The sequence below is a fragment of the Sulfitobacter sp. TBRI5 genome, assembly GCF_051013555.1.
GTDB lineage: Bacteria > Pseudomonadota > Alphaproteobacteria > Rhodobacterales > Rhodobacteraceae > JL08.
Window position 1 is genome coordinate 2,918,633 of record NZ_CP112884.1, and the last position, 26,334, is coordinate 2,944,966.

The window sequence follows — 26,334 nt, forward strand, 5'->3', positions numbered from 1 at the left end:
CTGCGTTGCTCCGTTTAATCAGACGTGTCTTTCTTGTGCGCATAAAAAAGCCCCCGTTCGGGCGGGGGCGCATGGGAACCAATATGGTGTACCGTTACCGGCCCATGCGCTGTCTTCCTACGATGACGACTAGTTCTGTCATATTCAAAGGCTTCCTTACGTGTCGCGCGGACTTTAGGAGCGGGGTGCGGGGCCGTCAACAGGCAAATCGCACAAAAAATGTCGCAGGGATGCATTTTTCTTTCGGTTTATTGCGCAAAAATCGTCGTTTTTGGTTGATTTGGGAAAACGATGCGCGAATTTTGCGTGAATCTACACAAATCGGCAACGGCTTGGAGGTGCTTTCATTGCACACAAAAGCGCGTCTGGTCCGAAGATCCGCGTTTGCGCCTATTCCTTTTGGCAGGCGAAATGCCGGTACGGTTCCCTTCATCGGGAACGAACGGACAAGGGTGCAGGCTTGATCTGCCCCCTCGATAACGGCTATCGAAGCAAATCCGAAGACACATCAACATGTCTTGCGAAGCCAAAGGGGCAGTACGTGACCAAAACAACCGATATGCAAAAGACCGTTCTTTGGGGAAATGTGGTGCGGTGTCTTTTGATATGCAGCGTGCCTGCTGCCTTGTTTTATGTGATCACTGTCTGGATCATGTCGATGTCGGGCTTCAGCTATATCGAAATGACCAGAGATCCGGCACAGCAGACGGACACGTCCAGCTTTCTGGGGTTTCTGTCCAACATCGGCAGCTGGTTATGGGTGTCAGGCGCGGCCTTCTGTTTCTTCCGCATCGCGACTGATGATTTTCCGGTGGGCGATACGCACCGGACCTTGCTGATCCTGATTGGCGGGTTTTCGTTTTTTCTGGCTGTCGATGACTTTTTCCTGATCCATGACCGCTACATTGCGGAAGGCATCATAGTGCCGCTTTATGCGATTTTCATCGGGTACGTGCTGAAACGGTTTCGCGCCAAGATTTTCGAAATTGACGGGGCTGCGTTCCTGCTGGCGATGACGTCGCTGGCGATGTCTGTGCTTGTCGATGCTGTGCAGGAAATCCTGCCAATAGACTACGGGCTGGGGCAGGCGCTGGAAGAAGGGTTCAAGTTTGTCGGCATCGCAACGTGGACGTATTTCTGTTTTCAGGTTGCCGCCTTCAGGTCAGATGCATCTGCGGCACAAACCGGAACGTGAAAGCAACAGGTTTGGCCCGTTAACGGTTCTGCACCGCAGATTGATCCAAGGTCGTGACCGGGCGCGTGCGGATAGTGTTGCCGTTACAATCCTGCGCCGGTGCCCTGCAACACGCCGTGTTCCATCGCATAGCGGGTCAGCCCGGCGGTGCTGGAAATCCCCAGTTTGCGTTTGATGTTCTTGCGATGGGTTTCAACGGTGCGCACGGAAATATCCAGATCAAGCGCCACTTCCTTGTTGGATTTGCCCTGGGCCAGTTGCAAAAGGATGGTCTGTTCCCGCCCGGTCAGCGCCTCGCGCTCGGTGCCGGGTTTGGGTTCCAGCGATCCCTTGGCACCGGTGCACAAGTAGCGATTGCCCTGCATCACTGTATCAATCGCCTGCTTGATCTCGTCTGTCGGTACGTCTTTCAGCACATAGCCCATCGCCCCGTGCGACAGGGCGGATGCGATATATTCGGGGCTGTCATGCATCGACAGGATCAGAATGCGGGTGTCGGGGGCCTGCTCCAGCAGAATTTCCGTGGCCGACAATCCGCCAAGTTCGGGCATGTTCAGATCCATCAGGATCACATCCGGTTTCAGATGCGCCACCTGTTCCACCGCCTCGCGCCCGTTGGACAACGTGCCGACAACACGAATGTCATCATAGCTTTCCAGAATGGACTGGATGCCTTCGGCGACCATGGGATGATCATCGACGATCAGAACAGAGACAGGATCGGTCATGCGCTTGCCTTTTTCGGTGGTTCTTTGGGTGTTTCGGTGCTCGATTGCGGTGGCAAAAGATGGGTCAACGGCACCTGAGCCTCGATAATTGTGCCCTCGCCAGATTGCCCGCTGCGGGCTGAGAAGATGCGCAACGTGCCGTCAAGCTGTTCAATGCGTTCCTGCATGTTGCGCAAACCCAGCCCTGTTGCGCGGCGGTCTTCGCTGTCTGACAGGCCGCTGCCGTTGTCGGCGATGCGCAGGGTCGCGCCTTTTTTATGGCCACGGATGTCAACGCTGACGCGGGTCGCACCGGAATGGCGTTCGATATTGGTCAGCGCCTCTTGCGCGATACGATAAAGCGCGATTTTTGCGTCCGGACCCAGCCGGTTGCGAAACACCACCGTGTCAAACTCTGTCTCGATACCGGTGCGGGCGCTGAATTCGTCCACCAGCGTTTTCAGGGCGGGGCCAAGCCCAAGATCATCCAGCACGCCGGGGCGCAGATCGCGGCTGATACGGCGGACTTCGGTAATGGCCTCGGCCAGATTTTCGATGCCTTTGTCAAGCGGGGCGGCGGCCCCGGTATCCTGTGCGCCCAGCCTGCGGCGTGCAGTATCCAGCGCATAGCGCACCCCGACAAGGATCTGGCTGATGCCGTCATGCAATTCACGGGCCACGCGCCCGCGTTCTTCTTCCTGGGCATCAAAGACACGCTGGGTCAGTTTTTTCAGCTTTGCATCGGCCAGACGCCGTTCTCGGATATTGATCACCATGCCCGATACGAAAACCGCCAGCAGCGCCGCCAGTGTAATTGCCCCGATGTAAAAGAACGTGCGTTCCACGCGGGTTTCAACCTCGGCGCGGGCGGCGGCCACGGTGGCCAGCACATCGTCGATGAACACGCCGGTGCCCACAGCCCAACGCCAGCTTTGAAAGCCGGTGACATAGGCCACCATCTGCGCTTCTTCTCCGGTCGAGGGTTTGGGCCACAGGAAGGTGTGATATCCGGCACCGCTGCGGGCCAGATTGATGAATTCATCAACGATTGGGGTGCCTTCGCTGTCAGTCAGACCCGCCCAGTTCTGATTGATCCGGTCGGTCTGGCGCGGGCTGACCAGATTGGTGCCGTCGTAATCATAGACAAAGAAAAAACCCTCGGTGCCGTAAATCATCGCCGAAAGGATCTGTGCGACCTGATCCTTGGCCTGCTGGTCATCGGGCTGGGCGGACCCGTAGATGAAATAGAACCCGTTGCGCGCCTGCGTTACGTAATTGCGCAATTCGGCTTTCTTTGCCTCGATCAACTGGTTTTCAAGCGATTTGATTTCGCGTTCCGCCAGGGTACGCGACTGGACAGCCACCAAGGCCGCAATCGCAGCCACGGCCAAAATAAGTGGAACCGATGCCACCAAGGCCAGTTTTTGGGCATAGTTGGGCCGGAATCGTGCAAAAAGCGAACGCATAAGGGATCGTTACGGCGAATCGCGCGCAAATCAAAGGGCAAGCGCGGCGTCAGGCGCACATGAAGCGCGGCATGTACTCCGGTCTTGGTCAAAAAATGGCGTCGATCCAAAGAAAATTCCGAAAAAACGGCGCGCTCTACGCAGTACTAGGTATTCACAATCGTAACGGTCTACATATGGTGGCGACACTCGAAACGATCCGCCCGTGTGTCTGGCTTTGGCTGTGCGCAGGGCATCTTATATCTGGGAGGATTGCTTAATGGATCGTCGTTCCTTTTTGAAAACATCCGCATTGGGTGGCTCGGCCGCCGCGGCAACAACACTGGCGGCACCTGCATACGCGCAAGGCCAGCGGACCCTGACCATGGTCACATCATGGCCGCGCGGATTTGCGGTTCTTGACGATGCCGCCACCTATTTTGAAGAAATGGTTGGCGCCATGTCCGATGGTCAACTGACCATCGACAAGAAAGCACCGGGCGAACTGGTGGGTGCGTTCGAAGTGTTTGACGCAGTGTCGTCCGGTCAGGCCGATCTGTATCACTCGGCAGATTACTATTTCATCGGCCAGCATCCGGCATATGCCTATTTCACGGCCGTTCCGTTCGGCGGCACAGCGCAAGAACTGACCAACTGGTACCATCACGGTGGCGGTCAGGACCTGCACAACAAGCTGGGTGAAATCTTTAACCTGCGTTCGTTCCTTGCGGGCAACTCCGGTTCGCAGTCGGGCGGCTGGTTCCGTAACGAAATCACATCGGCCAACGACTTTAACGGTCTGAAGTTCCGCATGCCCGGTCTGGGCGGCAAGGTGCTGGGCAAACTGGGCGCATCGGTTCAGAACATTCCCGGCGGCGAGCTGTATCAGGCGCTGTCTTCGGGTGCTCTGGACGGTCTGGAATGGGTTGGTCCGTTTGCGGATGAACGCGCCGGTTTCCAGGAGGTGGCCAAAGTCTACTACACCGCCGGTTTCCACGAGCCGGGTTCGGGTCTGGCCGTTGGTATGAACCTTGACGTCTACAACGATCTGTCACCTGCGCATCAGGCCATCGTGGCCAACGCCGCCATGGCGACAACGCATACCCAGCTGGCCGAAACACTGGCCAACAACGGTGCCGCGCTGAAGCGTCTTCAGGCGCAGGGCGTAAAAACCATGCAGTTCCCTGACGATGTGTGGGACGCATTCGGTGCCGCATCCAAGGAAGTCATGGACGAAAACATGAGCGACGAACTGTTTGCCGAAATCCGTGCAAGCTTTGAAGCATCGCTTGCGGCCAGCTCGGACTGGATCCTGCAATCGGACGGCTACTACGTTGCTCAGCGTAACCGCGTTCTGGGAGGCTGATCTGCCATAGCGGATCAAAAGAATGGAAAGACAGCGCTGACTGGCGCTGTCTTTCGACACTTGAAGACGCCTGTTTTTTGCAGGTCAGAACATTATAGACGACCAGACACGCGCTTTTGCGCTGTTGGGAGGGGACACCGGGATGGAAGAAAACGCCGATGGCGCCAGCGTATTTGGCGCGCTTGCAGACGGAGTGATGTGGTTTTTCACCAATCTTGCCGAAGCGTTTTACAATTTCGGCTACGCGATCACCAATCCCGGCCTCTGGCTGGACTGGACCAATAAAGAAGCGGTCATGCGCTTTGTATATTATGGCGGTTCGGTCGAATTTTTCTTTGTCATTCTGGCCGCGTTCTTTGTGCTGACGGCGCTGGGCATGTGGCGACACCAGATCATGTGGGGCTATGTCCGCGTGTTGGAAGGCTTTGCCAACACGGTGGGCCGCTTTTTCGCATGGGCGGGCCTGTTGATGGTACTGCAACAGATCGTCATCGTGTTCATGCAGCGTATTTTCACGCGCCCCGACATTTCCATCGGCTTTGGTATTCCGCTGCAATTCGATATCAGCTGGTTTGCCGAAGAGCTCAAGCTTTACAACGCGTTGGTGGTTTGTCTTTGTGCGGCCTACACCTTTGTGCAGGGCGGGCATGTGCGGGTCGATCTGTTCTATTCCGTCGTCAAATTCCGGACCAAAAAAATCATCGACATGTTCGGTTCTCTTTTCTTCATGATGCCGATGGCTGTCCTGACATGGATGTATGGCTGGTATTTCATGTGGCGCCACCTGATCGTGCCAAAGCCGTCCGCGTCCGACACGCTGGACCGTCTGCTGCTGAAATCGCGCGCGATGCGCTGGAACGTGGAAACCATCGGCTTCAGCCCGAACGGCTTTAACGGCTATTTCCTGTTCAAAGTGCTGTTGTGCGCCTTTGCGGCGATGATCTTTTTGCAAGCGGTTTCGATGTTCTACCGGTCCTACCTTGAATGGCGTGAAGGTCCGGAAAGCGAAAACAAATACCTCGACAGGGATACCCTGGGCGAAGGTGAAGAAGCCTATGAAGGCGCACATTAATCTACGGGACGGTTCTGATGTTTTTTGGTCTTGATGGCGTCGAAGTTGGCCTGATTATTGTATGTATCTGCCTGTTTGGCGGTATTCTGTCGGGGTTTCCGGTGGCTTTTGCCATTGCCGGCGCCGGTGTGATTTCTTTCGGCATCATCGCCGCGCTGGACAGCGCTGGTTTGCTGATACATGCCGCGATCGACACTGGCAGCCAGGCCTATCGGGATCTGGTGAATTCCGGGGTCAAGGCAGACAGTATATCGATTTTCCGATATCCGGATATGCCACGCATCGCCGAACCGGTATTCCCGCAAGGATGGGAAACCGCGCTGGATCGCAACGTGTCCTTTGTTGTCAACAGGATGAACGAACGCGTGCTGGCCGGTCAGTCCATCGAAACGCTGCTGGCGGTTCTGATGTTCGTTCTGATGGGGATCACGCTGGAACGCTCCAAGATCGCCAATGATCTGCTGACCACAATGGCGCGCGTGTTCGGCCCGTTGCCCGGTGGTCTGGCCGTGTCGATTGTGGTTGTGGGCGCGTTTCTGGCCGCCTCGACAGGGATTGTCGGCGCGACGGTTGTCACCATGGGTCTGCTCGCCCTGCCAACCATGCTGCGCAACAATTACTCCCCTGAAATCGCCACGGGTGTGATTGCCGCATCGGGCACATTGGGGCAGATCATCCCGCCTTCGATCGTGATCGTTCTGCTGGGCACATTGGCGGGCGATCTGTATTCCGCCGCGCAGGAACAACGCGCGGTTGCTGCCGGATGTACCGACGCGCTGACCTTTCTGGGCGAACCGGCGGTTGTGTCGGTCGGCACGCTGTTTCAGGCCGCGCTGCTGCCGGGGATCATGCTGGCGCTGCTCTATGCGCTTTACGCCTTTGGATATGCGTTGATGAACCCCGAAAAGGCGCCTGCCGTCGAAATGGGATCCAGCAACAAGGAACCGATCACCCGCGGTGAAGGCCTGACATGGTTTCTGGCAGCACCGATTGCCCTGATCGGCGGGGCGATCCTGCTGGGCAGTGTCAACATGATCGGCAGCCAGAATCTGACTGTATCTACCTTTTCCGACATCGGCGAAGGCGCCAGCCTGCGCACGCGCGTCGGCGACGAATGCAAGGCGTCGATGATCGATCTGCACGGACAAGAGGCATGGGACATCGCCGTGGCCGAACAGCAGGCGATTGATGATGCGGGCGGCGTTGTTCAAAGCGAACGCCTGAGCGACGAAGAATACGCCGAGGCGCAGGCCGAAAAGCTGGCCGGTGTGGCGCCCATCGGAACCGGTATCGCGATCCTGCTGATCCTGATGTCGCTGGTTCTGACCACGGCGCGGGGGATTTCGCCTTCGTCCGATCCCAAGCCGTTGCTGATCGGCGGGATCGGTGTCGTGCTGGCGGTGATGGTGGACATATTGTTTGTCTCTGCCACAACCACACCCGGGATCACTCTGTTGATGCTGGCGATCCCTCTGGCAATGATCCTTTACGGGTGTCGTCAGGCAGTGGGGCGCCTGACCCAGAACGAACTGATCCGTGTCGTGTTTCCGCCGCTGGTTCTGATCGTGGCCGTGCTGGGTTCGATCCTTGGCGGGATCACCAACCCGACACCCGCGGCGGCTTTGGGCGCTGGCGGTGCGATCATGCTGGCCGCCTATCGCAAACTGAAGGATGAACAGAAAACGCCCAAGGTCATCATCTGGTCTACCTTTGCAATCATCATCTGTATTCTGGTCGGCGTGAATTTCGATCTGCGGATCAATCAGGATGTCGTGACGTTTGAAAACTGGATCGCGTTCTTTGTGGCTTACGGAACGTATCTTTATGCGATGTTCGGTTTGCTGTTCGCGTGCTGGACACTGTTCCGCAGCGGCATTCTGAGCCCGGTTGTCCGCGAAACGGCCAAGGTGACATCGATGGTGTTCACCATCCTGATCGGATCGCAATTGCTGAACCTTGTGGTGATCTCGTTCGGCGGAGAGCATTATATCCAGCAGTTCCTGAAAAGCTTTGATAACGAATTCAGGGTGTTCCTGCTGGTCATGGTGGTCTTGTTCGTTCTGGGTTTTGTGCTTGATTTTCTTGAGATCATTTACATCGTCATTCCGATTGTCGGGCCGGTGATCTACGGCGGATCGTTTGACCCGAAATGGGTCACGATCATGATTGCGGTGAACTTGCAAACCTCGTTCCTGACACCGCCCTTCGGCTTTGCCCTGTTCTACTTACGCGGGGTCGCGCCAAAAGAGGTGACGACAGGGCATATCTACCGGGGTGTCGCGCCCTTTGTGCTTATTCAGGTCGTCGGGCTGGCCATCCTGTGGTTCTTCCCCGCGATCGTGACCATCGTGCCCGCGCTGATGCCGAACTAGACAGTCGGCAAGCAGGCATTGTGACGAACGAAGGGGGCGAATGCGCCCCCTTCTTTATTGTGAATGTCTGGCAAGGGTGCGGGCGCTATTCGGTGAACCGGTCAACCACGGTAATGCCTGCGGTCTGGCCGTGGTCCATCATCTTGAGTGTCTTGCCAACGTCAGACAGGGCAATGCGGTCTGTTACAAGTTGCCCAAGGTTCAGCTTGCCCTTCAGGACCATGTCAAACAGCGTTGAAAAGCCAGCGGCACCCAGGCCGCGCATTCCAAAAATCGCCAGTTGTCTGGCATAGACCAGTTCCAGCAATGGCAATGATACGGTTTCGTGGGGGCCCACCGGCATGCCGATCTGCACATGACGACCCAGTTTGCGTAAAGAGCGCAGAGAGTTTTCAAAGGTTGCAGCAATGCCAAGCGCATCGACCGAGACATGCGCGCCCCCTTGCGTTGCGTCGCGGACAGCCTCGGCGACGTCCGCGACCTGAGCGGCGTTGATACACACCTCTGCGCCCAGGTTCCTGGCCTTTTTCAATGCGTCCTCCGACACATCCACCGCGACAATGCGGGCGGACAGTGCCGATGCCAGCATGATCGCCGACAGGCCCACACCGCCGCAGCCATGCACGGCAATCCATTCATCCGGTTGAAGATTTGCCCGTTCCCGCAACCCGCGCCACGCGGTCGTGACGCGGCACCCCATTCCGGCGGCTTCGGCATAATCCACGCTGTCAGGCAGTCTGACCAGATTGAAATCAGCGGTCTGCACCGCGACACGTTCGGCAAAGGCACCCCATTGGGTGAACCCGACCAGTCTTTGGCTTTCACAGATCGTCGGCTGGCCGCCAACGCAATCAGGACAGTGCCCGCAGCCCAGAATGAAGGGGGCCGTGACACGGTCGCCCTTTTGGAAGCTAGTACAATCTGCCCCGACCTCCTGAATGATGCCTGCGAATTCATGGCCCATGACATGGGGCAGGGACAGGTCTGCTTCTGCGCCGACCCAGGTGTGGTGATCCGAACGGCACACGCCGCAGGCCTTTACGCCCACGATCACCCCGTCCGGCGGGCATTCGGGGTCTTTCACCGTTTCCAGGGGAATATCGTCGTTGAACCGGTGGAGGACAGCAGCTTTCATCGGGAACACTTTGCATCAGGGTTTCCTGATGAATACCGGAAGGTGCCTTGCCCCGCCTGTGTCAATCTCGACAAATGCAGGCACAAACAAGACATCGAAAAGCAGTGTGATCGTGTTGAGCGTGCGCGCGCTCGTCAGCGCGTCGGATGCTTGTCCGGCAGAAAGATGTTGGCAACCTGTTCGGCAATCGGGTCCGTCGACAGCGGGTGGCGGTCGGAACTGTAGGCCGCAGGATCGCGCATTTTCTGCCATGCACCGCCAAAGTAGACTTCCAGCCCGGAAAACTTGGCCTTGTAGCCCATTTTCTGACTGCCGGGCACCCAGTAGCCCAGATAGACATAAGGCAGCCCCGCATCACGCGCGATTTCGATATGATCCAGGATCAGGTAGGTGCCCAGACTGTTGCGGGGCCGGTCGGGATCGAAAAACGAATACACCATGCTCAGCCCGTCGCTCAGAACGTCTGTCAGGCTGACACCGACAAGCTGACCAGTGCTTTGATCGGTATATTCCACCACGCGGCTTCGGATCGGGGTTTCCTCGATCATCGCGGCGAATTCGAACACATCCATATCGGCCATACCGCCGGTCGCATGGCGGCTGTCCAGATAGCTGCGAAACAGCGCATATTGATCTTCTGTGGCCCATGGCGCCGTGGCGCGGCGGGTGATACGCGCGTTGCGCCGCAATGTGCGTTTCTGGCTTTTGGATGGGCGAAACGCCGACACATCAATGCGCGCCGACAAACAGGCGGAACAATCCGCACAGGACGGACGGTACAGCACATTCTGTGACCGGCGGAATCCCTGCTGGGACAAGCTGTCATTCAGCTTTTCCGCGTTCTCGCCCTGCAACGCGGTAAACAGCTTGCGCTCCATCCGGTCGTCCAGATAGGGGCACGGTTGCGGGGCCGTCACATAGAATTGGGGCGCTATGGGAAGCGTGTGGCGCATTTCAGGTCCGACGTCAGAATGTCGGGATGATAACAATGGATTTGCGTCAGGCCAAGCGTTGATATTACAGGGTTCTTAAACCGGCCCACGCCGGTTCAGGGCAGTGGTTCCAAGCACCATGTCGGTCAGACCCTGACCGCGCTGTGATGTTGCCATAAGCACGACAGAAACCAATTGGATCAGCGGTAATCCTACAGAAAAGATGTAGCCCAGATTGTGAAGAAACGCCGTGGCAAAGTCGAATTTCATGCCGTCATTTCGGCGGAATTCGATGTTCATAAGGCGCATGCCCCATGTCGCGGACCGGTTTGAAATCGTCAAAAGCCGATAAATGAAGCTGACTGTCAGAACCAATAGCGGAAAAACCCAGAACGCCAGCGTCACCGTCAGCAGGCCGATGATCACGCAGATCAGCAGGATCACAATGGTATCGAAACACCATGCCAGCAGACGTTTGGCTGGTACGCTGGAATAGAATTCCGACTGGTAAACGGGATCGGGCAAATGGGTCATTTCGGGCCTGTGATATGTTGAAACGGGTCGGCCCCCGCTTAAGGGGGCCGCACCGGGTGTATCAGGGTCAGATGGTTTTGTCAGATGTGTCGTCTGCATTGGTGGCATCCGATTTCGCCTTGCGGGCGCGTTCGTCCATGAACTGGTCAAACTCGGATTTGTCCTTGGCTTCGCGCAGACGTTCCAGAAAGCTTTCGAAATTCATCTGCTCTTCTTCCAGGCGGCGCAATGTGTCGGCCTTGTAGGCGTCAAAGGCGCTGTTGCCGGTGGTGGACATTGCCGTTCTTGCGGTGCGCGACCATGCCTTTGCGTTTGTGCGGCGGCTACAGGAAGAATTGAACATGCGTTTGCTCCAGATCATGTAAAAGAGAAGGGCCAAACCAACGGGCCAGAAGAAGATGAACCCCAGCACCATGGCCGCGATCCAGGCACCTTTGCCTTTGTCGTCCAGCCACGCCTCGGTTCTGGACAACCAGCCGAAACGCGGGCCGGTCATCTGGGTTGGGTGTGTAACAGTAGACATTTCGGGTTCTCCGTTGTTGGGTACGGCACTATCGCCGCAAGGAAGTCCAAGAATTGGAAGGAATGTAAATCCCCTTCACATCTAATAGATTGGAATTCCCTGTCGGCCTTGCAAGACCCTATGTGAATCTTTTTTACATTTTTTTGATTTACGACGTGAAATCAACAACCTGTGCATTCGTCGCGCGGATCAGATCGGCTGGTGCGACGGCAAAAACATGCCGCGGGGTGCCTGCTGCTGCCCAGATTTCGGTAAATTCGGTCAATCGCGGGTCCATGAAACAGCGGATCGGGGTCAGATGCCCCAACGGCGACACACCGCCAATGGCAAAACCGGTCTGGGCGCGCACCGCGTTGGCATCCGCCTTGCCCAGTTGTGCCCCTGCCACCTGTGCGGCGGCGTCCAGATCGACCTGATTGCCACCGGCTGTGAGGAACAGAATGGCTTGCCCATCGTCCTGACGGGCGAAAATGATCGATTTTGCAATCTGGTCCACATCGCACCCGATGGCCGCTGCGGCATCCTGCGCGGTGCGGGCATCGCTGGTTTCGCGGATCGTTTCACGCAGCTGCGCCGCGGCCAGTGCGGCGCGCACCCGGGTCAGACTTTTGCTCACAATGTCGCCTTTCGATCATGTCTTAATTGCTATTGACGGCATATAACCTGCGCCGCATTCCTTGAACCATGAGTTTTTCGAACCGTATCACGTCCATGCCCGTCGCCTACGATCCGGATCGCGGAGATGAGGCGCGCGCCGCCTTGCCTGAACTGTCGGGTGTTCTGGCCGATCTGGTGGGCGGTGCGGCAGGATGCAGCCCCTATCTATGCGGTCTGATCGAAAAGGAAGCCGCCTGGCTGCCCGAGGCACTGGACGCCCCGGAAGACGCTGTGACGGCGGAATTTGCGCGGATTTCTGCCCTGTCGCCGGATGCGCTGAACACAGGGTTGCGACAGGCCAAGCGACGTATCGCCTTGCTGACGGCTCTGGCCGATCTGGGGGGCGTTTGGCCCCTTGAGCAGGTCACTGCCACGCTTAGCGATCTGGCAGATCTGGCCTGTGACCGGGCGTTGAAAACGGCCATTGCCGCCCAGATCAACCGCAAGAAACTTCCCGGAATGACAGAGGATGATATCGAAACCGCCGGCGGTATGGTCGTTCTGGCCATGGGCAAGATGGGCGCACGGGAACTGAACTATTCCTCGGATATTGATCTGATCTGTCTGTTTGACGAAAGCAGGTTTGACCGGGACGATTTTCACGATGCCCGCACCGCATTTATCCGCGCCACCCGACAGATGAGTGCCGCGTTGAATGACCTGACCGGTGATGGCTACGTATTCCGGACCGATCTGCGTCTGCGCCCCGATCCTGCCGTCACCCCGGTGTGCATCGCGATGGAAGCGGCGATGCGTTACTACGAAAGTCTGGGGCGCACATGGGAACGCGCCGCTTATATCAAAGCACGTCCGGCAGCGGGCGATCTGGCGGCTGGCAACAGGTTTCTGGGCGATCTCACCCCGTTCGTGTGGCGCCGTCATCTGGATTTCGCCGCGATTCAGGATGCCCACGACATGCGCCTGCGGATCCGCGAACACAAAGGTCTGGGCGGCCCGATGAGCCTGCCGGGGCATAACATGAAACTGGGGCGCGGCGGCATCCGCGAGATCGAATTCTTTACGCAGACACGCCAGATCATTGCCGGCGGGCGGGATACCGATCTGCGTGTGCGCGGCACGGTTGACGGATTGCGGGTGCTGGCTGCCAAGGGCTGGGTGCCCGAGGATGTGGCGACACGGCTGAGCGATCACTACCGCGCGCATCGTATGGTCGAACACCGGTTGCAGATGGTGCATGATGCGCAAACCCATGATCTGCCGAATTCCGAAGCCGGATTTGACAGGATCGCCGCAATGATGGGCACCAGCCGCGCGGCGCTTGAAAAGGATATTCTTGAACGTCTGACAGAAGTTCATGCGCTGACCGAAGGGTTTTTTGCGCCCGATGCCAGCGCTTCCCCGCCCCCCGAGCCCGAACCGGAATTCGAAACCGACGTTATGACGCGCTGGTACAGCTATCCGGCGTTCCGCTCTGATCGTGCCGTGCAGATTTTCAAACGCCTGCGCCCCGAAATCCTGTCAAGGTTGTCCCGCGCCGCCAAACCCGAAGAAGCCCTGAGCGCGCTTGACGGGTTTCTGGCCGGATTGCCGGCCGGCGTGCAGCTGTTTTCGCTGTTCGAGGCGAACCCCGTCCTGATCGATCTTCTGGTCGATATTGTCGGCACATCGCCGGCGCTGGCTACACATCTGGCGCGCAATGCCGGGGTGCTTGATGCCGTCATCGGTGGCGATTTCTTTGCAGACTGGCCGGGACTGGACGCGTTAAAGGCGGATCTGGACACTATTCTTGAACGTGAGCCCGATTACGAGGCGAAACTGGACACCACCCGCCGCTGGGCCAAGGAATGGCATTTCCGTATCGGTGTTCATCATCTGCGTGGACTGGTGGATGCCGTAACTGCCGGGCAGCATTATGCCGATCTGGCGCAGGCAGTTCTGGCCGGGCTGTGGCCGGTTGTGGTTGCCGAATTCTCGACCAAACACGGCACCCCGCCTGGGCGCGGTGCGTCGGTTCTGGCAATGGGCTCGCTTGGGGTAGGGCAGCTGTCCTCGTCCTCTGACCTGGATGTCATCGTGATCTATGATGCTGATGGAGTTGAAATGTCCGATGGCCGCCGCCCGTTGGCGGCGCGCCCCTATTATGCGCGTCTGACGCAGGCGTTCATCACGGCCCTGACGGCACGCATGTCTCAGGGGCGGTTGTACGAAGTTGATATGCGCCTGCGCCCGTCGGGCAATCAGGGGCCGGTGGCAACATCGTTGGCCAGTTTTCGCGACTATCAGGAAAATCAGGCATGGACATGGGAACATCTGGCGCTGACGCGTGCCCGTGTGGTGGCCGGTGATCCGGACCTTGGTGCCGAGATTGAACAGTTTCGCACCGATATCCTGTCCAGACTGCGCGACCCCGAAGACGTGCGCGCCGAAGTGGCCCGGATGCGGGCCAGAATTTCCGCTGCGAAAACGCCGAATGGCCCTTGGGATACCAAGATCGGACCGGGCCGGATGCAGGATATCGAACTTGTGGCGCAAGCAGGCGCCCTGGTACAGGGCGGACCGGCGCGTGATGTTGCATCGGGATTGGACGGGGCTGTCGCAATCGGCTGGCTGGATGACGCAGGCAAGGCAGCATTGCTGCATGCCTACCGGCTTAGCTGGACCACGCAATTGTCGATCCGCCTGCTGAGCGAGACGCTGCCGAACTCCGACCAGATCGGGCAGGGCGGCGCGGCCTTTCTGACGCGACAGACCGGCCATAGCGATCTGGATGCGCTGTCGGCCGATCTGGCGTCGGCTTGGCAGGCAGCAGCACAGGCGATAGACGCGCATTTTGCCGTGACGGAAATGGAAGACGAGTGATGAAAGGTGATGAACACGACCCCAAGGGCCTGATTTTCGAGGCCTACCGGATTGACGGGATAAGTGCCGGGGAATGCCGTTCTATCTTTCTGGACTGGGCGCTGAGTGTTCCGCTGGAAAATGATACGGCAGCGGCCCTGAGGGCATTGATCGGGCAATACGGCACCACCGCGCCCGAGCACCCGATGACGGGTGTGATGAAAGAAGGGTTGCACGCGATGCAGGCACCACGGCGCCGTGGCGGTTGGCGCTCGCGCCCGCGCAATTGACGGGCCCGCAAAAAAAACAGGTGAAAACGCGCGGTTTATCGCCTAATTGTCGCCTTTATGCTGCGAAATCATCGTAAATCGGCCAGATTTTGTAACTATGGACAACAATGCAAGTTTCCCGGAGTCCGGGCCAGAAAGGTAACTGTAAAGATGATATTTGTACGAGCAATCATAATCCTGGCTTTGGGGCTGTCGCTGTCCGCGTGCGCGTCTGCGCGCAAGAATTCAGCCGATGCCGATGCCATATCGCAAGCTGCCAATTCCGACATCGTGATCACCAATCCCGATGCGGACCTCAGTATTTCGAACGTCACCATTCGCGTGCCCGATACCTTGGTTGTGTCCGAGGAAAACAGATATTACCCGTCGGGTGACATCGTTTGGCGCGAAGACCCGCCCGGTGATCGCCGGGCGCAGGTTAAGGCGATATTCGAGGACGGTATCGGGCGCGGTGTGGCCACGCTGGACGGTCCGTCAACTTACGATCTCGACATTGAAGTATTACGCTTTCACGCCCTGACGCAAAAAGCGCGCTATTCGGTGGGCGGGGTGCATTCGATTACCTTCAAGGTGACGCTGCTTGATCCACAAACCGGGCAAGCCGTGGGCGAACCCCGTATCGTTCAGGCGGATCTTCCCGGATATGGCGGCGATGATGCGATTGCCGCGGATGCACAAGGGTTTACACAAAAATTTCGTATTACCAACCACTTGGCAAACGTAATTGTTGTGGAGTTGAGCGTTCCCGGCGGTTACAGCAATGCCCGTCTGGGGGTTCTTCAGACGATCAACAACACCTAGGGCTTTCACAAAGCGCACAGACAGACTAGGACAGCGCCATGACAGCGCTTTCCCCAGATCCCGCCCCCGAAAACCGGCCCGTCGTTCGGTTGTTGCCCAAAGCCAATGCCCGCGCGATCCGCCACGGCATGCCGTGGGTCTATGCCAACGAAGTTGTGCTGGACCGGCGCACCAAGGCGCTGGCCGCCGGTACACTTGCTGTTCTCGAGGATGGTGAGCGCCGGCCTATGGGGCTGGTTGCCGTTAATCCGTCGTCGAAAATCTTTTGCAGAATGCTGGATGCCGATACCACAGCCGTGATCGATAAAGTCTGGTTCGCGCAGCATCTGCGCCATGCGTTGTCGATGCGCACGCGGTTGTACGAACAGCCGTTTTACCGCCTGATCCATGCCGAAGCCGATGGGCTGCCCGGTGTTGTGATTGACCGTTTCGGCGATGTGGCCGTGGTGCAGCCCAACGCGGCATGGGCCGATCTGTGTCTGGGCGATCTTGCGCAGGCGCTTGTCGACGTGACGGGCGTGACGACGGTTCTGAAGAACGCTTCGGGCCGCACCCGCGCGCTGGAAGGGCTTGATGACGAAAACAAGGTCGTGATTGGGGCAGCCTCTGATGCACCGGTACCCGTGCCGATGAATGGTGCAATCTACATGGCGGATGTGACCGGCGGGCAAAAAACCGGGCTGTATTTCGATCAGCGCCCCAATCATGCGTTTGCAGCGGGACTGGCGCGCGATGGCGATGTGCTGGATGTTTTTTCGCATGTTGGTGGCTTTTCACTGGCGGCGTTGGCGGGCGGGGCCGCACGCGCTCAGGCGGTTGACGGGTCGGCGCCCGCCCTTGCACTGGCGCAGATGGGGGCCGAAAAAATGGGCATGGCCAATCGGTTCCAGACCACGCAGGGCGATGCATTCGAAGTGCTTGAAGCACTTGCACAACAGGGGACCAGCTTTGATCTGGTGGTGTGTGATCCGCCGGCATTTGCGCCGTCCAAACCGGCCTTGGCGGCGGGGCTGCGTGCCTATGAACGGGTGGCGCGGCTGGCCGCGGGGCTGGTCCGGCCCGGTGGGTATCTGGGCCTGTGTTCCTGCTCGCATGCGGCCGATCTGGCGGCGTTTCGCGGGGCATCCATTCGCGGGATAGGCCGTGCGGGGCGGCGCAGTGCGCTGATCCATACCGGATTTGCCGGTCCGGACCATCCGCAAATGCCCGCACTGGCGGAAAGCGGTTATCTGAAATCGTTGTTTTTCCGCCTGTGAAGGTTCTGATCGATACCTGCGTGTTGTATCCGACCGTGCTGCGGGAAATGGTGCTGGGCGTCGCGCGGGCGGGTCTGTTCACGCCGCTATGGTCCGCCCGCATTCTGGAAGAATGGGTGCGCGCCGCTGCCAAACTTGGCCCTGATGGCGTTGCACAGGCCCAAGGTGAAATTGCCCTGACGAAATCCGCTTGGCCCGATGCAGAGGTGGAATGGCGACCTTCGCTTGAAGCGCGGCTTTATTTGCCGGACAGCCATGATGTGCATGTTCTGGCGGCCGCAATATCAGGATCAGCAGACGCCATTATGACACTGAACAGAAAAGATTTTCCCCGTAACATATTGGCCGAGGAAGGGCTTGACCGGATCGAACCGGACGGGTTTCTTTATCAGCTGTGGTTGGAACATTCCGATGTATTGGGTCAGGTCGCGCATGATGTGCTGGCGCAGGCCAATGCGATGTCGGGACAGACCTGGACAATGCGGACGTTATTGAAAAAGGCCCGCCTGCCGCGTCTGGGCAAGGCATTGGAAACCTAGGGCCGCATCACGTGTTCGGGTGAGACGCCCATTTCTGTTCCAGCGCCTCAAGTGCGGCAATCCGTTCTTTGGTTTTCGGATGGCTTAGCAGCCACGCAGGGGTCACACCCGCCCGTGCACCCGACAGGGTTTCCAGTTTGCGAAACAGTTCTTTTTGCGGCCCGACACCGATACCGGCCTTGGTCAGCAAGGCTGCGGCATAGGCATCCGCTTCGTATTCGTCGAACCGTGACAGGCGCGCGGCGAGGGTAGAGGCCACGATATTGGCCACCCAGACGCCGACACCGGGCAGGAAGCGGCCCAGAACCATCGCCAAAGCTGTACGCAATGCGTTTTGCCCTGAAAAATCGATCATCCGGCGGCGTGAATGGCCCAAGGCAACGTGCCCCAGTTCATGCGCGATCACCGAGGCAAGCTCTTCTCCGGTCACCTCGCCCTGTTTGAATTTGCGGTAAAAGCCACGGGTGATGAAAATCCGCCCGTCCGGTGCGGCAAGGCCGTTGACCGGATCAATTTCGTAGATGAACACCTTGATCCGGTCCAGATCCAGCGCCGCCGCCATTTTATCGGTCAGCGGTTTCAGGTGCGGATCGGCCAGGATAGTGGATTTGCTGTTCAGTTCGCCAGACGTCCGCCAGACCGAAAACCGGTACACGGCAAGGCCATACAAAACGGCCAGCAGAATGGGCATCACCTTGATCATGGGATAGATATGGGGCGTTGCGCGGCCTTCGGCAAGGTCATGCAGACCACGCGACCGGCACTGATACAGGGCCGCGAAAGGCCCACCCGTGATAGCGCACCGGCCCAGTCAGGTGCAGATCAGGCAGTGCGGCAAAGGCCATCGGCAGGGCCACCTGGCTGATCAGGGCGCGCGCGGCGGCAGCACCGGCGCAAAAATGCGGCCCCGCGCCAAAAGGGATCGATGCCTGGGTATCGCGGGTGATGTCGAAGAGGTGGGGGTTTTCAAAATGGCTTTCATCCCGACCGGCAGATGAAAACATAAAGAAAACAGTGCTGTCCTTGGTGAAGCTTATGTTATTGACAATGTCGTTACGGGCTACGCGGCGCGGCGACATGCCAATGGGTGACATCCAGCGTGCATATTCCAGAAACGCATCCTGATAGGTCGCCTTGCCTGTGGTGATCCGTTGTAGTTGGTCTGGATGGGCCAGAAGGGTGGCGATGGTTCCCGCAATGGCATCGCGCGGTTCGTTCTGCCCGCCGGAAATGATCAGCTTGATATTGGCGCGCAGGCTGTCCATCGGAAGGTGTGCAGCACGCTGCACCGCCAGCGCCGATCTGTCACCGGCAGGGTGGGCGCGCGCCAGAATCCTGTCAATATGCGTATCGATCAACGCGGTTGCGACATGGCAGGCCCGTTCTACATCCGGATCGCCGCCATAATTCGAACAGCCGTCGATCATGGCTTGGGATACTCCATCCATTTCGCTTGCGGTCATTTCTGTCAGACCGGTGATCGCTTTCAGCGCTTCGGCAGATACCGGCATCGCAAAGTCAGTGACCAGATCGCAATATCCCTTTGGTTTCAGAGTATTCAGGATCGAATTTGCAGCATTTTTGAACCGGGGCAGCCAATAGGTCTGCACTGTTTTCGGGCTTAGCGCGGGAAACAGGGCGCGCCGTTCCACCATGTGATCGCTGCCGTCCTTGCGCATCAGGTTGGTGCCCATCAGGCGGGTCATCAGGCCGTCGGGCTGATGGCTGGAAAACAGATCGATCCGTTTTTCCTGAACGTGGATATCATCGCGGCGTGTAAACAGGGTTGCGCGCAGTTCGGGCACGTAGGTGACGGGTGCATTGCGCCGCATTTCTGCCAGAACCGGGTAGGGATCAGCAGCAAAGGCCACGGGATCGATATGGGTTACAGGGGCATCCGTCATGGCATCACGCTAAGGCGCGCGCGCGTCTGCGACAAGCGTTTCGCGCGCCTAGCGTGTCAGGCTTTTCATGCCCGCTTCCAGACCTGACAATGTCATCGGAACCATGCGACCCGCGCCAAAGATATCCTGAATCATGCCGATGGAATGGGTGTAGCCCCAATATTTTTCCGGCACCGGATTGATCCAGAGATGCGATGCCCACTGATCGCGGGCACGCGCCAGCCAGACCTGTCCGGCCTCGGCGTTCCAGTGTTCGTTCGCCCCGCCGGGATAGGCGATTTCATAGGGCGACATGGAAGCGTCGCCGACAAAGATGCATTTGTAATCGGGGCCGTAGGTGCGCAGCACCTCGTGGGTGGAAATCTGCGCGTTCCAGCGGCGGCGGTTGTCGCGCCACACGCCTTCGTAAAGACAGTTGTGGAAATAGAAATTTTCCAGATGCTTGAATTCGGCGCGCGCGGCGGAAAACAGTTCCTGCACCACCTTGATATGAGGATCCATCGACCCGCCCACATCCAAAAACAGCAATACCTTGACCGCATTGCGCCGTTCGGGGCGTGTTTTCAAATCCAGATAGCCGTGTTCGGCCGTGGCACGGATCGTGCCGTTCAGGTCAAGCTCTTCCGCCGCCCCGTCGCGCGCCCAGCGGCGCAGACGCTTCAGCGCGACCTTGATGTTGCGCGTACCCAGTTCAACTGTGTCGTCCAAGTTCTTAAATTCACGCTTGTCCCACACTTTGGTGGCGCGCTGGTGGCGCGATTCTTTCTGGCCTATCCGCACCCCTTCGGGATTGTAGCCATAGGCCCCGAAGGGCGATGTGCCCGCGGTGCCGATCCACTTGTTACCGCCCTGATGGCGGCCCTGTTGCTCTTTCAGACGCTCTTTCAGGGTTTCCATCAGCTTGTCAAAGCCGCCCAATGCCTCGATTTCGGCTTTTTCTGCGTCGCTCAGATGTTTTTCCGCCAGCTTTTCCAGCCAGTCACCGGGAATATCGACCGCCTCAAGAACCTGATCCAGCGAAATGCTTTCCAGCCCTTCGAACGCTGCGGCAAAGGCGCGGTCGAACTTGTCGATGTTGCGCTCGTCTTTGACCATTGAAATGCGGGCCAGATAATAGAACGCTTCGACATCATAGGTGGCCAACCCTGCCTTCATGCCTTCCAAAAAGCTCAGGAATTCGCGCAGGGAAACCGGAACACCGTTTTTGCGCAAGCTTTCGAAAAACGGCAGAAACATGAGATCAAACGGCCGCGCGGTGGATGATGACTGTCGCGATCATACCGACAACGGCAAAGGCAATGGCAAAGGATGCCGCGTATTGGGCGATGTCAAGGCGCGACCCTTTACGCCGTGCGGCGGTGGTGCCGCCGATAATCGCCCCGGCCAGTGCTGCTACAATTACGATCATATCTATCCGTCATCCCTTTGAAGCGGGCTGATCTGCGCTATCTCGCGCATTTTGCCACGTACAGCCCAATCTGGGCCAAATCCGTATCGCGCCCACCCCAGACTGTCCAGCCTGACACGCTGCGCCTCGGACGCACGACCGGTCAGGTCCAGCGCTTCGGCGCGCATAAGCATCAGTGTAGCCAGCAATGCGGCGTTTTCGTATCGCGATGCCGTGCCGATAAACGGATCGACGATGCGCAGGGCAATCGCGCCTTCACCGTCGCTGATCGCATAGGCCGCAATCTGTGCGGCCACATAGGCGCGGTGCAATTCTGTGTCGGGCAGCCGGGCATAGGCGCGGTCGGCTTTGATGAACTGATCAAAGGCGGCCAGCGGGTTGGCGCTTTGGATCAGACGGCCGGATATATAATGGCTAAAGGCCAGGCGGTTGTCCTGCCAGCCCTGTGCCTGTGCGATTTTCAGGGCTTCTGCCGCGGACCGCCGTCTTGTGCCGGCGCTTGATCCGGGGCCAAGGGCGGATTGAATCGCACTGATCCACGCCCGCGATGGCGGGGCGGGCTGGCGGATTGCAGCGCGGTTGCCGGCCGGGTTGATGCGGGCCAGAACGGCAGGCAAGCGCGCGGCCACCTGTTCACGCGTCATGCCGCTGCGCAATTCGGGGGCATAGGTCGCGCGCAGGATCGTCATGTCAAACCCTGTCAGCACGGTATGGATGTTGTCATCGTTGAACACACTGTCGGACAGGCGATAAAGATCGTTCAGCGGCCCCAAAGCCTGTGCCAGTTCTTCGTGCATGCAGTCGCGGATTTCTTGCGGGCTTGCATCGTTGGGCAGGAAAATGGCCATTTTCGTGCGTGTCCGAAGCGTGGCCCAGTTGGTTTTTTGCGATCTGCGGTTCGAGCGGTACTCGGCAAGGCTGGATACGTTCGGAACCACGAAACAGGCCGCCTGCGGCAGGGCGCGGCGGATTTCGGCGCGTGTCACGGCCTCGATCGTGATGTTGGCGGTGGCTGTCTGGCTTAGCGAAATGTCGATCCCGGCCTCGTTGCGCAACCGTCGGATCAGACGCGACAGATCGGGGCCCAGACTGGCAGGAGGCGTGCCGGTGACACGGACGGTAACGGGCGTTTCAAAGCGGCTGAACACCGGCAGTTCCCGACCGCTTTCCAGTTGGAAAGACAGATCAAGGAAATCATAGGCGATGTTGCCGTTGGGGCGTGTCGAACGTACCGGGCTGGTGGCGCCGAAACTTTTCATCGGCGGCAGCGTGCTATCTGCGATCTGCGCCCGTGTCGGCGTGTCTTTGGGCGCAGTCGATCCGCACGCCGCCAGCGCCAGACAAAAGGGGATCAGCAGCAGGCGCATCACGGGCGCTGGTATTTTATGAACGGCGTGAGAACGCCGATCTTGTCATAAAGTTTGCGCGCGGTTGCGTTGAAATCCTGTGTCAGCCAGTAAACCGAAGGTGCCCCGGCCTTGTCCGCGGCGTCATAAACCGCATTGATCAATGCACCAGCCACGCCTTCGCCGCGTGCCTCTGGACGGGTGTACAGATCCTGAAGATAGCACACGTCTTCGACCTTCCAGCCGTGCCGGTGAAAGAGGAAATGCGTCAGCCCCAGCAGGCGGCCCTCTTTTTCGGCAACCAGCCCGTTAAAGTCGCGTGGATCATCCCCAAGCAGGCGGGCGAAGGTGCTGTCATATATTTCATCGGGCACTGAGGTTTCGTAATATTCAAGATATCCGGTCCACATCTCGGCCCATTCGGCGCGATCGGTTTCCTGCAAGGGGCGAATGATCAGCGAAGGCGCGTCGGCCATTGTAATACCTCTTTGTTAAAGCGGATGTGGCAATTCCTGCACGTCGCTCTGTTGGGTTTCGAATACCTCAGTTCGCGCAAGGCGACCAGATCATAGCATGGATATCGCGAAAAACCGGGCCCCTAGCGCTGTCCGCGCGCCATGAACGCCAGACGTTCGAACAGATGCACATCCTGCTCGTTCTTGAGCAGGGCACCGTGCAGTTTCGGCAGCGCATTGGCACCATCGCGCTTCAAATCTTCAGCGCTCAGGTCTTCGGCCAGAAGCAGTTTCAACCAGTCAAGCACTTCTGAGGTCGAAGGTTTCTTCTTGAGCCCTGCGGTTTCGCGTACTTCGTAGAACTGGGTCAGCGCCGTGGTCAGCAGGGCATCCTTGATTCCGGGGTGATGCACATCGACGATCTTGCGCATCGTCTGTTCGTCCGGAAAACGGATGTAATGGAAAAAACAGCGGCGCAAAAACGCATCGGGCAGTTCTTTTTCATTGTTCGATGTGATGATGACAACCGGGCGATGGCGGGCCGTAACGGTTTCGCCGGTTTCATAAACATGAAACTCCATCTGGTCGAGTTCCTGTAGCAGATCATTGGGAAACTCGATATCGGCCTTGTCGACTTCATCAATCAGCAGAACGACTTTTTCATCGGCCTCGAACGCCTGCCACAGCTTGCCTTTGCGGATGTAGTTGGACACATCGTGCACTTTTTCTTCGCCAAGCTGGCTGTCGCGCAAGCGACTGACGGCATCGTATTCATAAAGCCCCTGTTGCGCCCGCGTGGTGGATTTGATGTTCCATTCGATCATGCGCAGGCCCAGGGCAGACGCCACCTGGCGGGCCAGTTCTGTCTTGCCGGTTCCGGGTTCGCCTTTGACCAGCAATGGCCGTTCCAGTGTCACTGCCGCGTTCACCGCAATTGTCAGATCATCTGTGGCCACGTATTCGGCCGTACCTTGGAATTTCATGGGGTCTGGGTGCCTTTTTATGCCTGTTCTGCCGCATCTTAGCCTGCGCTGTTCATGGCTGCAATCGCAGGGCCAATTTGAAATGATTGTGTAGTGACAATTGCCGAACGGTGCGGTAAACGCCCCTCAAACACAGCCATCCGTCTGAGGATAGAGTATGACAGGTCTTCGCAAGACCGTGGGAGCAAAAATGAAACAGGATTTGATTCTGCCGGAAGAATATACGCCGGCCGAGGACGAGCCGTTCATGAATGAACGTCAGGTTGAATATTTCCGCCGCAAACTGCTGAACTGGCGCGCCGAATTGCTGGCGGGCAGCCGCGATACCATCGAAGGATTGCAGGACGGCACGCGCAACATTCCCGATGTGACAGATCGTGCATCCGAGGAAACAGATCGCGCGCTGGAACTGCGCACACGCGACCGTCAGCGCAAGCTGGTGTCGAAAATCGATGCCGCCCTGCGCCGGATCGAAGACGGCGAATTCGGCTATTGCTCGGTCACGGGCGAACCGATTTCGCTGAAACGTCTGGATGCACGCCCCATCGCCACGATGAGCCTTGAGGCACAGGAAAAACATGAGCGTCGCGAAAAAGTTCACCGCGACGATTGATCCGGCGTGATCGTAGATTTCCAGAACGCCGTGGCCACAGCCGCGGCGTTTTTTTATGGTCCATAGAAGTATGACAATGAATTCGATGAATGTTGCAGTGATCGGTGCCGGCATCGGCGGGGTGGCAGCCGCAATCGCCTTTGCCCAGAGGGGCGCCACTGTCACAGTATTCGAACAGGCCGCCTCCCTTAGCGAAGTCGGCGCCGGCTTGCAGATCAGCGCAAATGGCATGTGTGTGCTGCGCGCCTTGGGGGCCGTCCAAGACACGCCGGACGGGGCAGCGCAATCGTCGGGCACAGAACTGCGCGATTATCGCCGGCCCAACAGGATTTCGTTTGTGCCGCCGCCACAGGCAGGCCCGACATGGTATTTTCACCGTGCGGATCTGCTTGACCTGCTTGTTGCGCGGGCCGCAGACGCCGGTGTGACGTTTCAGTTGGGTCAGGCCATCACCGATGTCGATCTTCAGACCGGCCGCGTTGGGGAGATGGGGTGTTTTGATCTGGTTGTTGGCGCAAATGGGGGGCAAAGCAATTTGCGCGCGGCGCTGAACGGCAACGCCGCGCCACAATTTTCAAAGCAGGTTGCCTGGCGCGCCGTTGTGCCGTTTTCGCCCCAAGACGCACCGTCACACGCCGTTCTGACAATGGGGCCGGGACGGCATGTTGTGTCTTATGCGCTGCGCGGCGGCAGTTTGATGAACATCGTCGCTGTCGAAGAGCGCGCGGACTGGACAGAAGAAGGCTGGCGACTGTCCGGCGATCCTGATGATTTGCGCGCCCGGTTTGCCGATTTTACTGGCGCAACCGCCGACCTGTTGGCGGGGGTTCAGGAAACCCACTTGTGGGCGCTTTATCTGCATCCGGTGGCGCAGGTCTGGCACAAGGGCGGGCTGGCTTTGCTGGGCGATGCGGCGCATCCGACCCTGCCGTTCATGGCGCAAGGGGCCTGTCTTGCGCTGGAAGATGCGTGGGTGCTGGCAAGCTGCGTATCAGGCAGCACATCGGTTGATGCCGGTCTGGCGCGCTATCAGGCGGTGCGGCAACCCCGTGCCACACGGGTTGTTGCAGCAGCGTCCGGAAATGCGCGCACTTTTCATTACGCGCCGCCGGTCAGCTGGCTGGCGCAAACGGCTATGGCGGTGATGGGGCCGCGATTGTCTGCGCGTTTTGCCTGGATTTACGACCACGATGTGACGCGTCTTTGATTCCGCTGGGTTCAGGCGTCAAGTTCGACCCATATTGGCACGTGATCTGACGGCTTTTCCCGGCCGCGCACATCCTTGTCGATCTGGCAGTCCAGCAACAGATCGGCGCACTGGGGGGTCAGCAGGAAATGATCGATCCGGATGCCGTCATTCTTGTTCCATGCTCCGGCCTGATAGTCCCAAAAGCTGTAATGCCCGGGGCCTTGGGTGCGGGCGCGGAACGCATCGGTAAAGCCCAGATTCAGAATTCTTTGAAATGCCGCGCGGCTTTCGGGGCGAAACAGCGCATCCTCGCGCCACGCATCCGGGCGCGCGGCGTCTTCGGCCTGCGGGATCACGTTGTAATCACCGGCCATCAGGGCAGGCATTTCATCAGACAGCAATTGCGCCGCGCGATGTTGCAGCCGCGCCATCCATGCCAGTTTGTAATCGAATTTGGGGCCCGGTGCCGGATTGCCGTTGGGCAGGTACAACCCACAGACACGCACCGCGTGTTTGCCCACGACCGTGGCTTCGATCCAGCGGGCCTGTTCATCTTCGTCGTCCCCCGGCAGCCCGCGCGAAACGTCTTCCAGCGGCAGTTTTGACAGGATGGCCACGCCGTTGAACGATTTTTGGCCGTGCGTTTCGACGTTGTAACCACGGTCTTCAAACAGGTCGCGCGGGAACGCTTCGTCGACGCTTTTGATTTCCTGCAAGACGACAACATCGGGTTTGGCTTCGTCCAGCCAGTCGGGCAGGGCGGCAATGCGCGCTTTGATACCGTTGATGTTGAAGCTGGCAATTTTCATGATG

Annotated in this window: 27 protein-coding genes; 12 read left to right on the plus strand and 15 right to left on the minus strand. The window is 58.3% G+C overall.

Features of this window, described 5'->3' with window-relative positions; translation table 11 throughout:
• The first annotated feature begins 230 nt into the window (after nucleotides 1-230).
• Both OLX72_RS14725 and OLX72_RS14730 read left to right on the plus strand, forming a co-directional pair.
• Nucleotides 231-464, plus strand: a complete 234-nt coding sequence (locus OLX72_RS14725; protein WP_433988970.1) for a hypothetical protein — start codon at nucleotides 231-233, stop codon at nucleotides 462-464.
• 77 nt (nucleotides 465-541) lie between these two features.
• Nucleotides 542-1,195: a hypothetical protein gene (locus OLX72_RS14730; protein WP_114870577.1), complete on the plus strand. Its 654-nt coding sequence runs from the start codon at nucleotides 542-544 to the stop codon at nucleotides 1,193-1,195.
• Nucleotides 1,196-1,278: 83 nt separating this feature from the next.
• On the opposite strand, the gene OLX72_RS14735 is transcribed toward OLX72_RS14730, so the two are convergent.
• Together OLX72_RS14735 and OLX72_RS14740 are read right to left on the minus strand one after the other, a co-directional pair.
• Nucleotides 1,279-1,923 carry a response regulator transcription factor gene (locus OLX72_RS14735; RefSeq protein ID WP_114870576.1) on the minus strand — a complete coding sequence of 215 codons (645 nt, stop codon included), beginning with the start codon at nucleotides 1,921-1,923 and terminating at the stop codon, nucleotides 1,279-1,281.
• Entirely contained in the window at nucleotides 1,920-3,368 is a 1,449-nt protein-coding gene (locus OLX72_RS14740; RefSeq protein WP_114870575.1) for a cache domain-containing protein, read from the minus strand. Before OLX72_RS14740 ends, OLX72_RS14735 begins: the two co-directional genes overlap by 4 nt.
• Before the next feature lie 259 nt (nucleotides 3,369-3,627).
• Here OLX72_RS14740 and OLX72_RS14745 point away from each other — a divergent pair, with 259 nt between their 5' ends.
• The 3 genes from OLX72_RS14745 to OLX72_RS14755 all read left to right on the plus strand — a co-directional run bounded on the left by OLX72_RS14745 (nucleotide 3,628) and on the right by OLX72_RS14755 (nucleotide 8,157).
• Nucleotides 3,628-4,713, plus strand: a complete 1,086-nt coding sequence (locus OLX72_RS14745; protein WP_114870574.1) for a TRAP transporter substrate-binding protein — start codon at nucleotides 3,628-3,630, stop codon at nucleotides 4,711-4,713.
• A gap of 142 nt (nucleotides 4,714-4,855) precedes the next feature.
• Nucleotides 4,856-5,785 (plus strand): TRAP transporter small permease subunit, encoded by a 930-nt coding sequence (locus tag OLX72_RS14750; protein WP_114870573.1) that lies wholly within the window; start codon nucleotides 4,856-4,858, stop codon nucleotides 5,783-5,785.
• Nucleotides 5,786-5,802: 17 nt separating this feature from the next.
• Nucleotides 5,803-8,157: a TRAP transporter large permease gene (locus tag OLX72_RS14755; protein WP_433988971.1), complete on the plus strand. Its 2,355-nt coding sequence runs from the start codon at nucleotides 5,803-5,805 to the stop codon at nucleotides 8,155-8,157.
• Between the two features lie 85 nt (nucleotides 8,158-8,242).
• On the opposite strand, the gene OLX72_RS14760 is transcribed toward OLX72_RS14755, so the two are convergent.
• The 5 genes from OLX72_RS14760 to OLX72_RS14780 all read right to left on the minus strand — a co-directional run bounded on the left by OLX72_RS14760 (nucleotide 8,243) and on the right by OLX72_RS14780 (nucleotide 11,897).
• Complete coding sequence (locus OLX72_RS14760) at nucleotides 8,243-9,292, minus strand: alcohol dehydrogenase catalytic domain-containing protein (protein ID WP_114870571.1); 1,050 nt, start codon at nucleotides 9,290-9,292, stop codon at nucleotides 8,243-8,245.
• Between the two features lie 134 nt (nucleotides 9,293-9,426).
• Entirely contained in the window at nucleotides 9,427-10,245 is an 819-nt protein-coding gene (locus OLX72_RS14765) for an arginyltransferase (protein ID WP_114870570.1), read from the minus strand.
• A gap of 75 nt (nucleotides 10,246-10,320) precedes the next feature.
• Nucleotides 10,321-10,758 carry an RDD family protein gene (locus OLX72_RS14770; RefSeq protein WP_433988972.1) on the minus strand — a complete coding sequence of 146 codons (438 nt, stop codon included), beginning with the start codon at nucleotides 10,756-10,758 and terminating at the stop codon, nucleotides 10,321-10,323.
• Nucleotides 10,759-10,825: 67 nt separating this feature from the next.
• On the minus strand, nucleotides 10,826-11,281 hold the full coding sequence (locus OLX72_RS14775; RefSeq protein ID WP_433988973.1) for a DUF2852 domain-containing protein: 456 nt from the start codon (nucleotides 11,279-11,281) through the stop codon (nucleotides 10,826-10,828).
• A gap of 148 nt (nucleotides 11,282-11,429) precedes the next feature.
• Nucleotides 11,430-11,897: a YbaK/EbsC family protein gene (locus tag OLX72_RS14780; RefSeq protein WP_433988974.1), complete on the minus strand. Its 468-nt coding sequence runs from the start codon at nucleotides 11,895-11,897 to the stop codon at nucleotides 11,430-11,432.
• A 68-nt stretch (nucleotides 11,898-11,965) separates the two neighbouring features.
• Between OLX72_RS14780 and OLX72_RS14785 the strand changes: the two genes are divergently transcribed.
• The 5 genes from OLX72_RS14785 to OLX72_RS14805 all read left to right on the plus strand — a co-directional run bounded on the left by OLX72_RS14785 (nucleotide 11,966) and on the right by OLX72_RS14805 (nucleotide 17,623).
• Nucleotides 11,966-14,758 carry a glutamine-synthetase adenylyltransferase gene (locus OLX72_RS14785; protein WP_433988975.1) on the plus strand — a complete coding sequence of 931 codons (2,793 nt, stop codon included), beginning with the start codon at nucleotides 11,966-11,968 and terminating at the stop codon, nucleotides 14,756-14,758.
• Nucleotides 14,758-15,027, plus strand: coding sequence for a hypothetical protein (locus tag OLX72_RS14790; RefSeq protein ID WP_205388945.1), 270 nt, complete (start codon nucleotides 14,758-14,760; stop codon nucleotides 15,025-15,027). The genes OLX72_RS14785 and OLX72_RS14790 overlap by 1 nt, the downstream gene beginning before the upstream one ends.
• A 150-nt stretch (nucleotides 15,028-15,177) precedes the next feature.
• Entirely contained in the window at nucleotides 15,178-15,828 is a 651-nt protein-coding gene (locus OLX72_RS14795; protein ID WP_114870564.1) for a DUF6778 family protein, read from the plus strand.
• A gap of 38 nt (nucleotides 15,829-15,866) precedes the next feature.
• A complete protein-coding gene (locus tag OLX72_RS14800; protein WP_114870563.1) occupies nucleotides 15,867-17,084 on the plus strand; it encodes an RSP_2647 family RNA methyltransferase in 1,218 nt (405 codons plus the stop codon).
• The gene (locus OLX72_RS14805) at nucleotides 17,081-17,623 is read left to right on the plus strand and encodes an RSP_2648 family PIN domain-containing protein (protein ID WP_114870562.1); all 543 of its coding nucleotides are present in this window, start codon (nucleotides 17,081-17,083) and stop codon (nucleotides 17,621-17,623) included. Before OLX72_RS14800 ends, OLX72_RS14805 begins: the two co-directional genes overlap by 4 nt.
• A gap of 7 nt (nucleotides 17,624-17,630) precedes the next feature.
• Here OLX72_RS14805 and OLX72_RS14810 read toward each other — a convergent pair whose 3' ends face one another.
• The 7 genes from OLX72_RS14810 to OLX72_RS14840 all read right to left on the minus strand — a co-directional run bounded on the left by OLX72_RS14810 (nucleotide 17,631) and on the right by OLX72_RS14840 (nucleotide 23,719).
• Nucleotides 17,631-18,326 (minus strand): M48 family metalloprotease, encoded by a 696-nt coding sequence (locus tag OLX72_RS14810; protein WP_433988976.1) that lies wholly within the window; start codon nucleotides 18,324-18,326, stop codon nucleotides 17,631-17,633.
• Between the two features lie 37 nt (nucleotides 18,327-18,363).
• Nucleotides 18,364-19,527: a cytochrome P450 gene (locus OLX72_RS14815; RefSeq protein ID WP_433988977.1), complete on the minus strand. Its 1,164-nt coding sequence runs from the start codon at nucleotides 19,525-19,527 to the stop codon at nucleotides 18,364-18,366.
• A gap of 48 nt (nucleotides 19,528-19,575) precedes the next feature.
• Nucleotides 19,576-20,763: a vWA domain-containing protein gene (locus tag OLX72_RS14820; protein WP_433988978.1), complete on the minus strand. Its 1,188-nt coding sequence runs from the start codon at nucleotides 20,761-20,763 to the stop codon at nucleotides 19,576-19,578.
• 4 nt (nucleotides 20,764-20,767) lie between these two features.
• The gene (locus tag OLX72_RS14825; RefSeq protein WP_114870558.1) at nucleotides 20,768-20,935 is read right to left on the minus strand and encodes an apolipoprotein acyltransferase; all 168 of its coding nucleotides are present in this window, start codon (nucleotides 20,933-20,935) and stop codon (nucleotides 20,768-20,770) included.
• A gap of 2 nt (nucleotides 20,936-20,937) precedes the next feature.
• Nucleotides 20,938-22,302 carry a DUF2927 domain-containing protein gene (locus OLX72_RS14830; protein ID WP_114870557.1) on the minus strand — a complete coding sequence of 455 codons (1,365 nt, stop codon included), beginning with the start codon at nucleotides 22,300-22,302 and terminating at the stop codon, nucleotides 20,938-20,940.
• The gene (locus OLX72_RS14835; RefSeq protein ID WP_433988979.1) at nucleotides 22,302-22,757 is read right to left on the minus strand and encodes an N-acetyltransferase family protein; all 456 of its coding nucleotides are present in this window, start codon (nucleotides 22,755-22,757) and stop codon (nucleotides 22,302-22,304) included. Before OLX72_RS14835 ends, OLX72_RS14830 begins: the two co-directional genes overlap by 1 nt.
• A 122-nt stretch (nucleotides 22,758-22,879) precedes the next feature.
• Nucleotides 22,880-23,719: an AAA family ATPase gene (locus OLX72_RS14840; protein WP_114870555.1), complete on the minus strand. Its 840-nt coding sequence runs from the start codon at nucleotides 23,717-23,719 to the stop codon at nucleotides 22,880-22,882.
• Between the two features lie 190 nt (nucleotides 23,720-23,909).
• On the opposite strand from OLX72_RS14840, the gene dksA reads away from it, so the two are divergent.
• Entirely contained in the window at nucleotides 23,910-24,332 is a 423-nt protein-coding gene (gene dksA, locus OLX72_RS14845; protein WP_114872303.1) for an RNA polymerase-binding protein DksA, read from the plus strand.
• Between the two features lie 76 nt (nucleotides 24,333-24,408).
• Complete coding sequence (locus OLX72_RS14850) at nucleotides 24,409-25,539, plus strand: FAD-dependent monooxygenase (protein ID WP_433988980.1); 1,131 nt, start codon at nucleotides 24,409-24,411, stop codon at nucleotides 25,537-25,539.
• An 11-nt stretch (nucleotides 25,540-25,550) separates the two neighbouring features.
• Here OLX72_RS14850 and xth read toward each other — a convergent pair whose 3' ends face one another.
• Complete coding sequence (gene xth, locus OLX72_RS14855) at nucleotides 25,551-26,330, minus strand: exodeoxyribonuclease III (protein ID WP_433988981.1); 780 nt, start codon at nucleotides 26,328-26,330, stop codon at nucleotides 25,551-25,553.
• Between the last annotated feature and the right edge of the window lie 4 nt (nucleotides 26,331-26,334).